The following is a 16,477-nucleotide window of genomic DNA, read 5'->3' on the forward strand; positions in this document are numbered from 1 at the left end:
GAATGGAAGGAAGGGAAAGATGGACAATTCCCTGACGCACTTTGACGAAAAAGGCAACACGCGAATGGTGAATGTCGGTGGCAAAGATGAGACCCGCCGTATCGCCATCGCTCGTGGGCATATTACCGCCCGTCCTGAAACACTTCGCCTCATCGCTGAACAGGGTATGAAGAAAGGCGATGTTTTAGAGGTCGCACGGCTTGCGGGGATTATGGCGGCAAAACGCACAAGTGAACTGATTCCATTGTGTCACCCCCTCGCCTTGACCTCAATTCGCGTTGAACTCGCTATCGCAGATGACGCACCACAGGTCGAAATTGAAGCGGAAGTTCAGACCGTGGGACGCACAGGCGTAGAAATGGAAGCACTCACCGCCGTGTCAATCGCTGCCTTGACGGTTTATGACATGTGTAAGGCAGTAGATAAAGAGATGGTTATTGGTGAAGTAAGGCTTATGAAAAAAACAGGCGGCAAGAGTGGTGACTTTACAAAGGAAACGGTTGCAGGTTCTAATACGTAGCTCTCCCTAACAAGGTATATAACCATGAAGAAAAAAATGCTTCAGATACGCATCATAATCCTTACACTTTGTCTACTTTCTACGACCGGCTTTGCCGCGGATCACGTCCTGATTATTGGTGGTGTCGCCGGTGAAAAATCCTTTTACGACGCGTTCTGGGGTGCCACCTCTCGGTTCCATCAATTGCTCACCAACGAATACGGTTACACTCCGGATCAGATTACCTTTCTCTTTGAAGACATAGGCGATACAAATCAAAGCGGACAAGGCGGATTAGAACTGGTTGACGCAGAATCAAATCGCGAACAGGTTTTAGCTGCATTCAATCAGCTCGCTAAGACTGTGCAACCCTCGGATCGGTTTCTGCTGTTTATGCTGGGGCACGCATCCCGGACGGGTAGAGGGAGTGCGAAGTTTAATCTGCGAGGTCGGGACATTACTGAAATGGAATATGTGGGGCTTATTAACGGTATTCCTGCTGAGAATCAGGTTCTCATCTTCGGTTTCCCTTATAGTGGAAGACTTGTGCCGAAACTGAGCGCGCCGGGACGCATAATCCTCACCTCAAGTTCACCAAACGAAGGCTATTCACTACAAGCAGGATTCGGTGATGTCTTTGTTGATGCCTTCTCTACAGCAGATAACGATATAAACACCGATGGAGACATCTCACTCTTAGAAGCGTTCCTCTCGCTGCAGACGCGGACGAAGGAATGGTATGAGGACCGCGGAACCGTTCAGTCTGAACATCCGCATCTTGATGATAACGGCGATGGAAACGCCACTCGAAACCTAACGATTGTCCCTGAGACCGAGGATGCAGACGGGACAGATGACGGGGCACTCGCCACAAAAACGTTCTTAGGAACCCGTCAAACGGCGCTGCCGAGCACACCATCGCCACCTGAACCTGATGAAGTCTTCGCCGATGTAACACCTACGGGATCCCCCGAAGAGCGTGAACACGAGAATAGAGAGACTTCGACTGCGATTCACAACGCTGAGAATCGTCCATCGACACTGCCCTACGACTATATCAGCGAGGCGGACGAGAATGTCATCCAAGATGCCATTGATACAGCCCCCTCTGAAAAGGACTATCCAGAAGACGGTGCTGTTGTTCTGTGGGAAAGCGTCGATGTAGACATTGATGAAAAGAGTCGTTATATCTACTCCACACGGCGCGTCGTCAAAATCTTCAATGAAGACGGGGCAGATCTCGGCGAAATTAGCATCCCTTATATGCGTGGCAAAGACGATGTCACGATCCATCATGCCCGAACCTTTACACCTGATGGTAGAATTGTTGCGTTGGATTTGAATGATGTGGTAACGAATATCCCGCCGCCGAGTGCTGTGGACGCAGGTTTATACGTCGATGCACGCCTGATGTATTTCACACTCCCAGAAATCTCCGATGGCTGTATCATAGACTATGCCTATTCCACGAACAATCTTGGGCATGTCATGCGGGGTGAGTTTTGGCGCAAGGTCTATTTTCAAGGCTCACAACCCGTGCAATATTATCGGTTCACCGTCCATATCCCGAAGAAGAAGCAACTCTATTACCAGATTTCAGGCGCACCGTCTGTAGAAGCACAACGGACGCAGCAGCCCAGAAGCAATCAATTAAAAAATATTGAACCCACAATTACCGAGAATAACTATATCCGCACTTACACCTTTGAAGTGCAAGATGTCCCTCCTTTGAAAGAGGAATACTTGATGCCTGCGCCTCAGGATCTCGCCTATAGCATTAGTATCTCCTCAATTGATTCTTGGGATAAATTGGTGACGTGGTATGCAACGCTCATTCGGGAGCAGGATACCATTACACCAGAAATTACGAAAAAGACCGAGCAAATCCTCAAAGGTGCCTGGTCCCGAAAGGAAAAAATAAAACGACTTTATGAATACGTCGCCACGAATATCCAGTATCTCGGTTATGAGCTCGGTATCTGGGCAATTAAGCCGTATCCAGCGGACTTCGTTCTGAAAGTCGGGAAAGGGGACTGTAAGGACAAAACGACGCTCCTCTCTACGATGCTTTCATCCGTGGGTATTAATTCCTATCCTGTTCTCATTTCCGCTGGCGATACGCGCGGGGTTAACGCTCACCTCCCAGACGGAGGTTCCGAGGTCGAGGCAGTCCCTTCGCTCGCCTATTTCAATCACATGATCCTTGCTGTTGACGGCGGAAACCGAGATGATGAATTCATCTGGCTCGATCCGACAGCAGAGACGTGCGCTTTTGGGGATTTCCCTGCCGGCGACCAAGACAGGTGGGCACTGATTATCAACCCCCGCTTTCTAACCGAGAGCCGTCAGTCTTCGGAAACTGATAATCCACCGCCGACTTCCAAGCGTCATTCAATGGAAAATAGGCTCTATCTCTTTCAGAAGAGTCCTTCTATCGATGCAACATCGAATCTGAAGCGTGTTCACACCCGCGTCGCGGTGAAAAAGGATATGAGCGTCTCTGTGCGTCAAGCGTTGACGGTAACAGGGATTTTTAACATGAAACTCCGAAGTCAACTCGCACACCTGCAGACTTCTGAGGAAAAAGCGGAGTTCTTCCACAAAGCGTTGGAATTGGACGAACGTGCCAAGGTGACGGAGGTCGAAGTCTCAGGGCTTTCAAAGTTGGAAGGTGAATTGAAGGTTGAAGTGACATGGACGTGTCAAGAGTATTTGTACGCGATTGGCAGTCAATTTGTCCTGGAATTACCGATCGTCAAGCACCCTTATGCCGAACTATTGAGTGAGGAACGCCGGATGTATCCCGCCGTTATTGGTAAGGCATTAACGCTTGAGGACAAGATCAGCGTCAGCACAGATGCCCCTTTTCGGATTGATACCGTTCCTGAGGAGCAGACGTTGAAGACCGAGGTCGCAGAGATACAGATTCGCTATTCGCAATCCAAGCGGAAAGCCGAGATGCATCAGACGATCCGTTTCTTGGCACCGAGGGTCACACCCGAGGACATTTACCATCTCAAAGATGTCGTCAGAATCGCCTCAAATCGAGGACCGAAACGATTCATATTAACACAGTAGCCGTTACAAAACCAGTTGGAACTCATCAATAACCTGCCCGTAATGAAATTATGCCTTAAATGGCATAATTTGTCTTAGCTTTACATTTGGAGGGCAGCTCAGGAGACCATAATTAAAAAGATGCCAGCAACAGAAGAAGTTCAAGCAATAGAAGAGTTGATGAAAAGCCAAGAGTTGATTTTAGGGCAACTCAAAAAAGTAATCGTTGGGCAAGAGGACGTTATCAATCAGATGTTGATGGCACTTTTCGCCGGAGGGCACTGCTTGTTAGAGGGGGTCCCAGGGCTTGCCAAAACCCTCATGATTCGGACATTGGCACAAATTCTCAACCTTAAATTTAAGCGGATCCAGTTCACGCCTGATCTCATGCCCGCCGACATCACGGGAACCGATGTTCTTGAGGAGGACCGCACAACCGGGCATCGCACGATCCGATTTATTCAGGGACCGATTTTCGCCAATATTCTCCTCGCCGATGAGATCAATCGGACACCCCCGAAGACACAAGCCGCACTCTTAGAAGCGATGCAGGAGTATCACGTTACCGCCGGGGGCACCGAATTCGCATTGGAACAGCCTTTCTTTGTACTCGCTACACAGAACCCGATTGAGCAAGAAGGAACATATCCACTTCCAGAAGCACAGTTAGATCGGTTCATGTTCAAAATCGTCATCGATTACCCGACAGAGGCAGAGGAGACGGACATCGTTTCAGCAACGACCGGTGCAGAGATACCTGAACTTGATACCCTACTGTCTGGGCACGTTATCGTAGCACTCCATGATATTGTGAGGCGGGTGCCTGCCGCCGAGAACGTTGTGCAATACGCTGTGAGAATCGCACGGGCAACCCGTCCGAAAGAGGAAGACGCTCCCGATTTCATCCAGCAATGGGTCCGATGGGGCGCGGGTCCCCGTGCGGGACAGTATCTCATCTTAGGGGCAAAAGCCCGCGCAATTCTACGGGGGCGTTACAACGCTTCTTGTGAAGACGTGAGATCTGTCGCGCCTGCGGTTCTACGCCATCGCATCTTAACCAATTTCCATGCCGAAGCCGAAGGTGTTGACTCTGACACCGTCATCCAACGTCTACTCGACACAGTGCAGGAACCCGCTGCAAGGTTGTAGATGCCATCAGAAAAAATTTCGGTCATCATCCCAGTCCTCAATGAGGAAAACGCCATTGCCAACGTCATCACCGATATTCCAAAGACCGTGCGTACCCTTAATGGAAAAACTGAAGCAACAGTTCAGGAAATTATCGTCGTTGACAACGGCTGCACCGATAACACCGCCACGATCGCACACCGAAACGGTGCCAGGGTTATCGCTGAACCCCGACGCGGATATGGATTCGCCTGTCTCGCCGGAATCGCTGCACTTACCACGGCTGAACCGGATATTGTCGTCTTTCTGGATGGCGACTATAGCGACTATCCGACAGACATGCCGCAACTCCTCCACCCGATCCTTGAAGGCAAAACCGATTTCGTCATCGGTGCGAGACGTGCAGACAGGGCGCGGAACGCGTTGTTACCGCAAGCACGCTTCGGCAATTGGCTCGCCTGTTTCTTGATAAAACACTTCTATGGTGTGCGCTATACAGATTTGGGTCCCTTTCGAGCGATCCGGTATCCGCAACTCCTTGCTCTGAACATGCAGGACAAAACCTTCGGATGGACAGTTGAGATGCAGCTCAAAGCCGCGAAACAGGGAATCCCCGTGTGTGAAGTTCCAGTTCGTTACCGCAAGCGGATTGGGGTCTCTAAAATCACAGGCACCTTCACCGGCACCCTCAAAGCCGGCTACAAGATCCTCACCACCCTCATCTACCACCGCTTCTTGACATAACAAAACCGTTCTGTTTGTAGTAGGGCAATTCATTGCCCGTCAATTAGATACACCGCTGGCGAGGTTTCCTAACCTCGTCTTTCCTTTTTTCCACCAAAATGACACCCATTCGTAGCGTAAACTTTTAGTTTGCGCACTCGATTGAATGACGCTACCATGCTATTCTTTCACTTGCAACTTCCCCACATTAATGATATACTCATTATTGAAAGCGAGTATGGAGGAATAAAACGATGGAAAGAAAAAAATAAAAGCAACATATAGAAACGGTGTGATTGAACCTTTGGATAAGATCAACCTTCCCGAAGGACAAGCACTTGAGATCGAATTCAAAGTTCTCCTAAAACCACCTCATGAACTTTCTCGCGAAGAAAAAAAAGAACTGATTCAGAAGATGAGTGGCTCAATGAAAGGGACATGGGGAAGCACTGTCGAAGAAATTGACACTTATATCGAGTCAGAAAGACAATCATGGGATCGAGAATTTTGATCGCGAACATGAACAAACGACCTTCGTCAAACCATAGAATGATATGTTAGCAAAATTTTGGATGATAATTATAGCGATAATGGTTCTTACTTCACCGGTGGTCGCTGATAAGATAAAGATCGCTACTTGGAATATACAACAGTTCGGTCAAACAAAAGCAGGGATTAATGAGAGTCAGAACGAGCAGACCAAAGCCCGGACTGAACATCATAAGGCGAATGACACCATAGGCAAGATAGCAGGGATCATAAAAAAGGGCAAATTTGACGTAGTTGCTATCCAAGAGGTTCAAGATAAAGCACGTAAAACGTTACCCAAACTGTTAGAGACTTTAGGCGCAGATTGGAAGTATATCGAAAGTGAGAGAACCGGTAGAGGAAGACAAGAACAATACGCCATATTTTTTAACCCTGTAAAGTTAACCCCAAAAGACACTATACATCTCTATGATGATATGGAAGATAGTTGGGATAATTTCTCAAGGGATCCTGGATACGCTGGTTTTTCATACCGGGATTTTGAGTTTATCATCATTATGTGCCACTTAGATCCCCAACAACACGCTGCTTATGAAACAGAGCGTTTAGATGATGTTTATGAAGCCGTGAAATGCAAAACAGGGACTCCAAACATCTTTGTATTAGGGGATTTCAATTTAGAAGAGGGTCCAGCGGATATAGCATTTCAAGATGACGGTCTTTTAGATGAGGAAAATTACCCTGAAATGAAGGCGGCTTTAGATTCGACTTATGATACAACAGTCGCTGGTGAAAATGATGAAACGACTTATGATAATATCCTGTTTGATTCCGGTCAATTTGAATTAAAAGAAAAAGGGGTGTATCGTTTTGATGACGAATTCGGTGAGGGTTACGATAAAAATATCTCCGATCACTACCCTGTGTGGGCTATCTTTGAGATACCGGATATCGAAGATGAGACCGATGCCTCTCCATTTGCACCACCAGCCCCTTCTATAGCAAAAATCAAATTATCAACATGGGTTTCTCTCAGAAATCTAAATTAGCGTTTTTCAACGCCAATTCGCAACAGAAAAGAATCCGATATTTACACACCACTGGAACTCTTATGGGAGGTTTCTTGAAATGTTGAAAGACCCAATTATTGAGGAAATTCATCGAATTCGCGATGAATGGGCTGCTTCTTTCCAGTATGATTTACGTGCCCTGTGTGAGGACATAAAACGCCAGGAAAAACGTGATTTCCTCACGGACGATGAAGGGAACTTCATAAAGGACGAAAAAGGTGGCTTGATTCTTAAACCCGAAGTCGCTGCTAAAAGCACAACCAAAAACAGACAAAAATTGTCCAAACTTTAGTATTAGGGAACGGGTTAATACCCTATAGGAAACAGAAAAAATGGGGTTTATTTTTGATTCAATTACCAGAGCCAGCAAAACTGCTAATCTTGACTTCTTGGAACTTCGACATGCGCTGTCCAGCCTGTAAAGTTTTTGCTTATCGGTATCAACTTGACTTGCTTTTTTTCACCCGGCGCAAGATCCATCGCAGGCGTCGGACCGAGTTTTTCTCGGTTCGATAAGCGGGCTTCAACGCGGACGTCCTTCAAGGTTTTCTCGGTCATGTTTTCCACATGTCCTTTAAAGGCATTGCTCTGAGAATCGTAAGCCAAGACCAAGTGCGCACCGCCATGGGAGTGTTGGACGGGATCACAACGCTCATTCAGCCCCATTTGGAGGCTAAACCCTTGTCTGTTGAATTCGATGTACGGGGCGTTCCTGCTTGAGCAACTACTCATCAAAGAAATCAACAACACGATAAGAATCCCAGCCAGAGTGCTACATATACGACGCATCGAAAACCGCTCCTTCAAAACGTGATATATCTCGATGAAAACAGACATATCTTGTTTTACTGTTCCTGCTTTAACGCCCACCGCCTTCAATTGCTTTCCTATCCACCAGATACCTTGAGTATACCTGATTTTTGAGAAAAATATAACTGTTTTCCGCTAAAGGCTAAGACACCTTCTGCCCGAAACTGTGCAGTAATTGAACACTGAAAAATGACATATTCGGGCAATATCGGTGTAAACCCTTTTTTTAGGAGCAGATTGAAGGTGATTTGCTGTTGGCATGAAAATTGCACTATATCTATTTGAGAGTGCGTCCTCTAACACGTTTTGCTATATCTGAATTGAGATATAAGGGGGTAAAAACGATGGGTATCCGGTTTTGTAAATGACTAAGGCGATTGATAAGTTTTCTACTGACTGCCGAAATGTTTGGAGGTTTTATCATGAAGAGGCACATGAATCCTTTGGGTCGAAGTTTGCGGATTTCGTATATGACCCTGATCTGTATTTTCTATTTTTCCGCTGCCGCGTTTGCCCTTGAACCCATTGGCAGTATCGGAGAACCGCTTGTTGAGAAGCATGCTTTTCTTTCCAATGAAACCATCCTACGCGTGCTTTACAGCCACATCCAAGTCGTTGAGGCGGATACAGGTTCGGTTATTGATGCGTTCGGCGAGCGAAACGACATCAGCGATGTTATTTTGAGTCCGACTGTCTCACATCTGGCGATCCTTAATTATTCTCGTGATTCAAAGACGACGACCATAGATATTTGGGATACGCATGCCCGGCAGCAGACAGCGAAATGGGAGATGACAGGTCGCATCAGACTCGCAGCATTCAGTCGAACCGGTTCGCTGTTCGCTGTCTCTTTTGATGATGAGATTACGCTCCATAACTATCAGACCGGGGCGTTTATAGGTAAGATGATTGGCGAACGCCGTCCCTGGAAGCAGAGCCATACCCATCGCGACGGTAGTAATGTCGGTTCGTCGCATAGAAACAATCATGCCCTGGTTTTTACGCCAGACGATCATTATCTCATCGTCGCCTCAGCACGTCCAGACGTCGAGGTGTGGAATGTCGAAACCCGTCGCTTGGAAGGGCATTTTCAAGGACACACAGGCAACTGGGTCGCAGATGCCGTTATCAGCCCCCACGGAAAACGACTGGCAACGTTTGAAGATGGCTGGAGCGATGTTTACGTCTGGGACGTTGAGACCCAGCAGCTCTTATGGAAAGAGGAAACAGGCACTGGCGGGGTTTTTGGCGGCGTTGCGGGCATCGCTTTCAGTCCAAATTCTCAACATCTCTATGTCGGTAGGCAGACGACACGGCTGCGTTGGACGACTCCGGGTCCCTGGAGGGGTTGGGACGATAACGTCAGCATCTATGAGGTTGAAACCGGGAAACAGGTCGATGTGTTTTCCGGCGGCGATTTCTACAAATTGCAGGCGATCTCACTCTCGCCAGACGGCACAAAAATGCTTTTGCCGTATTGGGACGCCGTTGTGCTATGGGATCTTCAAGAAAAGCGACCTTTGAATGTTTGGGCGGATTTCGTCTATGGTTGGAACGATGCTATGTCTGCTGACGGCAGAACTTTTGTCTCTGTCTCCCGCTATTACATTAAGGCATGGGATATTCCGTCGCAAAAACTCCGATTACTTATTTCTGCCGAACGCGGACTTTTTGAGAAGTTCGCTGTCTCACCTGATGGCCAGAAAATCGCTATTGGTCGGAACCCTTGGATTGAGATCCGCAACTTGCGCACAGGTGCTATTGAACACCGATTTCAGCATAATTATTCAGATGGTGACATCGCTTTCAGTTCAACAGGGAGATGGGTCGCAACGCGGGGATCCAAGAAGATTCACCTCTTGGATCTCGAAAATCCAGAAAAAGGTCAGATACTCGCTTCAGAAGCCGGTTACGATATTAACTACACTACCAAGTTCAGCTTCAGCGAAAACGATAAATATCTCGCTGCCTCCACACGCACACAGAAAAATAACAACTATCTGAATTGGGTCGTCTTATACAAACGCATCGCAGACACCTTCATTTTCCAATATGCATGGCAGGTGCCGGAACTCACTTACGCTTCGAGACCCGCTTTGGCAAAGGGTATCGACGGAACGTTTCTACTGGTTCTGCCCCAATATGATGAAACGCAGATTTTCAAACTCTCACCTGATAAACCCGAACTCCTCAACACATTGGATGTTGGTGCACCTATGCGCTTTACATCCGATAGCCGCTATCTCTTTGTGGATCGAGAGGGTAACCTGCAAATTTTCGACTGGCAGACACAAACGCCAATCGACCATCCACCGATTCCAGACTATTTTGATGTTAGTCGCGATGGCTCGGTTCTGCTTTCCTACGCCAATGGCGGACAAATCCTGATATGGGACGCAAAGGCACTCCTACCTTCACAACCCGTCGCTATCCAAGCGCGCGGTAAGCAGCACGTCATCTTCGGAGCAGTAAAGCGAAACCAGCTCTTACAAAACTTTCCAAACCCTTTCAACCCGGAAACTTGGATACCCTTCCGACTCGCAAATGAAAGCGATGTTACGATTCGTATTTATAGTTCAACAGGTCAATTAGTCCGACGTTTATCGCCCGGAATTATGCCCGCAGGCGACTACGCCTCGGAATCAAAAGCTATTTACTGGGACGGACGCAACCAGACAGGTGAAACTGTAAGTTCTGGTGTCTATCTTTACACCATCACAGCGGATGGCTTTGCGGCAACCCGCAAAATGCTGATTCACAAATAAACCAATAATGTGGGGTAAAAACGATGAGCATCCGATTCTGTATACGCGTCATGTGTTGTTTTTTGAGTGTGTTGTGTTATCCTTCTACTGGGTTTTCGCTTGAACCCATTGGCAGCATCGGGGACCCCCGTGTTGAGTATCAGGCATTCCTATCGAATGAAACCCTCTTACGCGTGCTTTACAAACAGATCCAGATCGTTGATATTGATACAGGTTCGGTTATAGATACCTTTGGCGAGCGAAACTATGTCAGCGAGGTCATATTGAGTCCAACCGCCTCGCATCTGGCGATCCTCAACTACTCTCAGGATTCAGAGGCAACAACCATTGAGATTTGGGAGACGCACACCCGTGAGCAGAGATCGGAGTGGGTGATTCCCGGGCACGCTGTGCTGGCAGCATTCAGTCGGCTCGGCTTCGTATTAGCCGTCTCTGTGGGTGATGATATTTCTCTGTGGAACTGGCAGACATCTGCGTTGATAGGAGAGATGCGAGGCGACCGGCGTCGATGGCGGAACTGCCATACCTATGGCGGGGGCGGGGTCTGTTCGGGGTACCCAAAAAATAACGCTATGGTTTTCACAGCAGACGATTCTGATCTCATCGTCGCCTCACAACGTCCAGACATCGAGGTGTGGAACGTAAAAACCCGTCGTTTGAAAGCCCACTTTCCCGGGCACACAGGCAACTGGGTCAAGGGTGCGGTTTTGAGTCCTGATGGCAGACGGTTAGCGACGTTTGAACCAAAAGTGGATAAAGTCTACGTCTGGGACGTTGAGACCCAGCAGCTCCTATGGGAAAAAGAAAACGGCACCGGCAGCGTTAACGGCGTGACTTTCAGCCGCAATGGTCAATATCTCTATGTCATTATGCAGGCAAGCGGGCTGCCGGGACGATGGCCACAAGGCGGTTTGGAGGATAAAGTCAACGTCTATGAGGTTGAATCCAGCCAACAGGTGGATGCGTTTTCTGGCGGTGATTTTTACAGATTGCAGGACATGGCACTCTCACCAGACGGCAAGAAGATGCTCCTAGCGTATTGCGATGCGTTTGTGCTTTGGGATATTCCAAGAAAGCGATCCCTGAATGTCTATAAAGATTTCCTTTCCACGTGGCACCTTGCTGCCATGTCTGATAACGGTAAAACCTTTGTTTCCGTTTCTGACTACTATATTAAGGCGTGGAACATTGCCTCGAAAAAACTCCAACTCTTCCAGTCTGCGAAAGGCAGGTCCTTTGAGAGGTTCGCCATCTCCAGTGACGGCGCGAAAATCGCTGTCATTCGGGCACCTTGGCTGGAAGTCTACAACCTCAAAACAGGTGCCGTTGAAAAGCGAATTCAGCTGCCTGATACTGTATACACATTTTCTGACATCGCTTTGAGTCCAATGGGAAGATGGGTCGCTGTCCGAGGATCCCAAACGATTCACCTTTTTGATGTGAATAATCCAGAAAATGCGCAAACACTCGTTGTTGATACCAATGATGTTACGATGTTTACATTCAGCGAAAACGATACATATCTCGCAGTGCTCATTACCAGCCTCGACAGTCATAACGGGTTCAAGGAGGTCGTCATATACAAACGCATCGCTGATACCTTCAGCTTCCAATACGCATGGCGATTCGCAAATCAACACGTCTTGCCCGAAAGACTCGCTTTCGCCTCAGATACCGACGGCACACCCGTCTTGGCAGTGCCTCTGGATAATGAAACACAGATTTTCAAGCTCCTTGACGATCAGCCCCAACTTTTGAGCAGATTCGAGGTCCACGCAGCTATCGACTTCACACATGACGGTCACTATCTCTTTGCCAACCGAGATCATCACCTGAAAATTATCGATTGGCAGAACGGAAAAACGGTCCATCACCCACCAATTCAAGACTACTTTCAGGTCAGTCGCGACGCATCCGTTCTGCTTTCCTACGCCAATAGCGGACAAATCCTGATATGGGACGCAAAGGCACTCCTACCTTCACAACCCGTCGCTGTTGAAGCCAAAGGCAAGCAGCACGTCATCTTCGGAGCAGTAAAGCGAAACCAACTCCTACAAAACTTTCCAAACCCTTTTAACCCGGAAACTTGGATACCCTTCCGACTCGCAGCGGAAAACGACGTTAGTATAGACATCTATACATCAACAGGCGTTTTGGTACGTCGCCTATCCTTGGGGAGACTCCCCGTCGGTGAATATACCTCACCCGCAAAAGCCACCTATTGGGATGGGCGTAACCAGATGGGAGAATCCGTAAGCAGTGGCGTTTATCTCTACACCATCAACGCTGGTGACTTCACTGCCACTCGGAAAATGTTGATTTGTAAATAGTATCATATGACCATATATTACCAAGTCGTCGCACATTATTGCGCTACCGAGCGTTTTAATGATAGAATAAGACTCACGAAAATACTGTACTGCCCCCTAAATTCGGGCCACTCCCTAAACCAAGATTGTGGTATAATATCCACTAACTTGAAAGGAGACCCCGATGGCGAAACGAAAATGAAGAACCTTCACCCCCGAGTTTAAAGGCCGAGTTGTTCTTGAGGCACTCAGCGGTGAAAGTTCTCAAGCCGAACTGTGTCGTCGACATAACCTCAGTGAAGATCAACTCTCAAAGTGGAAGAAGTTCACCTCAACGACTATGATACTATTACCGAGGCGAGAAACCGCATCGGTAATTTTATCGAACACGTCTATCACCAGAAACGCCCCCATTCGGCGTTAGACTATTTGATGCCTATGGAATTCGAGAAACAAACCTTGGATTAAATTTGCGAAATTGTGGTCTGAATAAACGGTGGCACTTCAGTTCCGAAGACTCGCTTTTAAGACTACACGGTTTTCTGTCTCCTTCAGGGTTCTCAATAAGATCATGCCGATGCGCAAAGTGCGGGCGTATTTTGTAGCCTTCACCAGCGCGCGCTACCATGGGTTCTTCACATTCAGGACACTTCAGTTTCCGATACTCTTTTTCTGACGCTTTCAGCTGGTCCCAAATTGCTGGCTCTAACAGCAGCGAATTAATCGTATCTTCCTTGTATAATGCTGTAAAAGGCATTCCGTTGTTCCCATGGTTGATAGCCTCTTACCTGTGAAGTCCAATAATCATAAGTAATGAGGACGTTCAATTCTCCTTAAGGGGTTTTGTAGAGATTCAACCTGACTAAGATGACATCTTTTGTACTTCTTACCGCTTCTACAGGGGCACGGATCGTTTCTACCTGGGCTTTGTCGCATGATATCCACGATTTCCAGAAAATGCTCTATCTCTCCCTTGAGACCATGCGAGTATTCACCCCAAAGGTCCTTCCGGGCTCTGTCAATACCAAATTTATCTGTGTAGGAGAGTCGGTAGAAAAATGGAATTACCAATTCATGAAGGAAGTCCTCAATACAAAGCTGCTGGCTATCTCTGTATTTGAGACCTAAGCAACACGCGCTATTGTGGGGATAAATGTGCAAGTCAATGATCGAAACCTCACATTTTCTCGCGATCCTAAGGTATTTTCCGCCGACCTCAAACACTTTTGGCCATCCGTTCCCATCTATATCACCCAGGCAAATCTCAATTTCAAAAACGTCTTGAATCAAGAAGTCAGTTTCTTTGACAAGATTGGCAATCGTCACCTTTCCGGATTCTTGATCATACACCGCACAAAAGTCCAACTCACCTAAAATTTTATGGGAGTCTGCCTCGTAGTATAAGTTCGGGAAATCCGAATTCAACCATCTAATGTCACTATCGGTTACCTTCATAATAGAAATTACCTCGCGTAGGGCTTTGTAGGGGTGACTACTACTGGCGCGGAGGTAACTACTGCTGGCGGGCTCCCGTTGTTTTGGGTATCCTTCTTAAGTTCCCCAAAATTATCGCCAAACAACTCTCTCCACTTCCTCACACTTGCATTATGCTCTGTAGCATCAAAAGCTTCGTTTATCTTACTGTTATAAAGATCAAACATTTCTCGGAAATGGCTATATTTATCCTGATCCCAGTGTCTCGTGAAAGATTCCCCTTCCAAAACAGGATTACAGATTTCGGGCATTAGGACATTAGCCTGCAAAAAACTGTTTATCCGGTTTGAAACCGTTTTTAAAGACGTTGGAATGTCCTTAAAATCGTCACTCCCTTCGTCACTGGTGTAAACACTGTTACCAATTAGCGTGGTTAGAAGAATGGATTTTACAGAAAAGTTCCCTTTGTGATCACGAAGAAATTTTAATAACCGCGTATCTCGCTTCAAGTTGCCATTAGTAATTCTCGTTTTCTCATTGAACCAATCTCTATAGCCTGTGCCATCGGTAATCTCAAATTCATTCTCTTTGTTATTGCAGATGAAATACTCTTCTCCTTGCGTGATGCACGGCACAAGATCCAAGTGAAATTCGTCTGCATAGTCAATATAGACACACCGAGTTCTTCTATGCACTTTATCTTTATAATTGTCGTTTGCTCTCAAACAGTTGTAGACATCATTGATGTAATCCTTGGGTTCTTTGTCTTTATCGTATGTCATGTATAAGAGCATGTCAGCATCAAATTCACGCGTACCAACTGGTTTAATGATTGTTTTCAAACCATAGGAGCCTTGACGTTCGGTCTTCTCGTAGGCCTCTAAGTTCGCACGCAGAAACGTGTCTACAGCCGAAGAACTGTTGACCAACCTTTGAAGGCGCGTTTGATTAAGATCCACTTCCTCGGAGAGGAACTTTTGGAAATATGGTATATGCTTCATGAGTCTATCTCCTTTTATACTGTCAAAAACTTAAAATTCATAAAAATCAATATGCTACCCAATTTTAGAAAATTTGCGGAACAAACTGCCATCTCTGTTATAATGTGTGGCAAGGAGCAAATTGTTCCGCGTGATCACCAAGAAAAGCCTCGCGGAGTTTAGGTAATGCATACCGAGCTTCAGAGACCCCTAAACCTCTCAACGAGTCAATTTCGTTTGTTTTGTCCAAACCAAACTTCCCTTGGGACACATCTTTGTCAATCCTGACGACATTGTCATGTCCTGCCAGAAGTAGTGCTGTGCCGAGAGAGGCATGGGATTGGACATGCATAAACACGTCAAGTAGTTTGAATGCCCAATATGCCCCACCGAGTGGAATTCTCCTGCCTAAATTGACCTTTAATGGCTCAGTTGTACAACCCACGCTCAAGACTTTTAATGAATCTCTCGGCCAATCAAGAAGCGTAATCGCCTCAACAACTGCCATTCCTACCGGATTGTTCGCCCACAAACCTCCGTCTATCAAAGGTATGCCTGCAATGGATCTGTGTGCAGGAAAGTAAGTCGGAGCTGAAGCGGTTGCCATTGCTACATCAACAGCACTCTCCTTATAATCCATCTCTAGCCGGGGATGATGAGCAGTTTTGTAAATGTGAACCTCACCGTTTTCAAGGTTTAGTGATGGAATGACGAGTCGCTTTTTACTATCACCTAATCGCTTGTCCCCAAAACAACTCCTGAGTGCATTTTCAAGTGGAGCCTTACTATACTTTGAAGTGCCAAACCATCTAAGCCATCGTAATCCTCGATTGCCTTTGAAGATAATAGGTCCATGTTCTTCGTAAAATGCTAAGAGTTCTTTCGATGAGAGTCCGAGCCCCAGGCCCAGCGCAATAATTCCACCTGTTGAGGTCCCGACGATGAGGTCAAAATAATCCGCTACATTGCGTTTAATGGTATCCTCAACAGTAGCGAGGAAAGCAGCTGGAAACACTCCCTTAATTCCGCCACCGTCAATTGCCAGGATTCGCTTCACTGGTAACCTCCTCTTTTTTTCAATGATAGGCTATTTTTTTACACTAATAATTACAATTATATCAAAACAATCGATAAAATGCAAATTAATTTCATAAAATTTGGTAAAAATCTCTGTTTTTTTTCTCCTTTGCTTAAAAAAAGCGTACTATGGTAT

At 46.7% G+C, this 16,477-nt stretch carries 13 protein-coding genes and 1 pseudogene; 10 read left to right on the forward strand and 4 right to left on the reverse strand.

Features of this window, described 5'->3' with window-relative positions:
- The first annotated feature begins 19 nt into the window (after positions 1 to 19).
- From moaC to F4X88_18050, 7 genes are all read left to right on the forward strand, one after another.
- Complete coding sequence (gene moaC, locus F4X88_18020) at positions 20 to 520, forward strand: cyclic pyranopterin monophosphate synthase MoaC (protein ID MYA58185.1); 501 nt, start codon at positions 20 to 22, stop codon at positions 518 to 520.
- Between the two features lie 24 nt (positions 521 to 544).
- Complete coding sequence (locus F4X88_18025) at positions 545 to 3,577, forward strand: DUF3857 domain-containing protein (protein ID MYA58186.1); 3,033 nt, start codon at positions 545 to 547, stop codon at positions 3,575 to 3,577.
- A 120-nt stretch (positions 3,578 to 3,697) separates the two neighbouring features.
- Entirely contained in the window at positions 3,698 to 4,705 is a 1,008-nt protein-coding gene (locus F4X88_18030; GenBank protein MYA58187.1) for a MoxR family ATPase, read from the forward strand.
- Positions 4,706 to 5,428: a glycosyltransferase family 2 protein gene (locus F4X88_18035; GenBank protein MYA58188.1), complete on the forward strand. Its 723-nt coding sequence runs from the start codon at positions 4,706 to 4,708 to the stop codon at positions 5,426 to 5,428. It abuts the gene before it with no gap.
- 247 nt (positions 5,429 to 5,675) lie between these two features.
- On the forward strand, positions 5,676 to 5,918 hold the full coding sequence (locus tag F4X88_18040) for a DUF104 domain-containing protein (protein MYA58189.1): 243 nt from the start codon (positions 5,676 to 5,678) through the stop codon (positions 5,916 to 5,918).
- Positions 5,919 to 5,961: 43 nt separating this feature from the next.
- Positions 5,962 to 6,945 (forward strand): hypothetical protein, encoded by a 984-nt coding sequence (locus F4X88_18045; protein ID MYA58190.1) that lies wholly within the window; start codon positions 5,962 to 5,964, stop codon positions 6,943 to 6,945.
- A 79-nt stretch (positions 6,946 to 7,024) separates the two neighbouring features.
- Entirely contained in the window at positions 7,025 to 7,258 is a 234-nt protein-coding gene (locus F4X88_18050; protein MYA58191.1) for a hypothetical protein, read from the forward strand.
- 83 nt (positions 7,259 to 7,341) lie between these two features.
- Here F4X88_18050 and F4X88_18055 read toward each other — a convergent pair whose 3' ends face one another.
- A complete protein-coding gene (locus F4X88_18055; GenBank protein MYA58192.1) occupies positions 7,342 to 7,755 on the reverse strand; it encodes a low affinity iron permease family protein in 414 nt (137 codons plus the stop codon).
- 425 nt (positions 7,756 to 8,180) lie between these two features.
- Here F4X88_18055 and F4X88_18060 point away from each other — a divergent pair, with 425 nt between their 5' ends.
- The 3 genes and pseudogenes from F4X88_18060 (at position 8,181) to F4X88_18070 (ending at position 13,274) form a co-directional block, all read left to right on the forward strand.
- Entirely contained in the window at positions 8,181 to 10,541 is a 2,361-nt protein-coding gene (locus tag F4X88_18060; protein ID MYA58193.1) for a T9SS type A sorting domain-containing protein, read from the forward strand.
- A gap of 23 nt (positions 10,542 to 10,564) precedes the next feature.
- Complete coding sequence (locus F4X88_18065) at positions 10,565 to 12,871, forward strand: hypothetical protein (GenBank protein ID MYA58194.1); 2,307 nt, start codon at positions 10,565 to 10,567, stop codon at positions 12,869 to 12,871.
- A gap of 184 nt (positions 12,872 to 13,055) precedes the next feature.
- Positions 13,056 to 13,274: pseudogene (locus F4X88_18070) on the forward strand (transposase).
- Between the two features lie 380 nt (positions 13,275 to 13,654).
- On the opposite strand, the gene F4X88_18075 reads toward F4X88_18070, so the two are convergent.
- The 3 genes from F4X88_18075 to F4X88_18085 all read right to left on the reverse strand — a co-directional run bounded on the left by F4X88_18075 (position 13,655) and on the right by F4X88_18085 (position 16,321).
- Complete coding sequence (locus tag F4X88_18075) at positions 13,655 to 14,305, reverse strand: hypothetical protein (protein MYA58195.1); 651 nt, start codon at positions 14,303 to 14,305, stop codon at positions 13,655 to 13,657.
- 8 nt (positions 14,306 to 14,313) lie between these two features.
- The gene (locus F4X88_18080) at positions 14,314 to 15,285 is read right to left on the reverse strand and encodes a nucleotidyltransferase (protein ID MYA58196.1); all 972 of its coding nucleotides are present in this window, start codon (positions 15,283 to 15,285) and stop codon (positions 14,314 to 14,316) included.
- Between the two features lie 97 nt (positions 15,286 to 15,382).
- Positions 15,383 to 16,321, reverse strand: coding sequence for a patatin-like phospholipase family protein (locus F4X88_18085; GenBank protein MYA58197.1), 939 nt, complete (start codon positions 16,319 to 16,321; stop codon positions 15,383 to 15,385).
- Positions 16,322 to 16,477 lie beyond the last annotated feature (156 nt).

Source organism: Candidatus Poribacteria bacterium (genome assembly GCA_009839745.1).
Classification (GTDB): domain Bacteria; phylum Poribacteria; class WGA-4E; order WGA-4E; family WGA-3G; genus WGA-3G.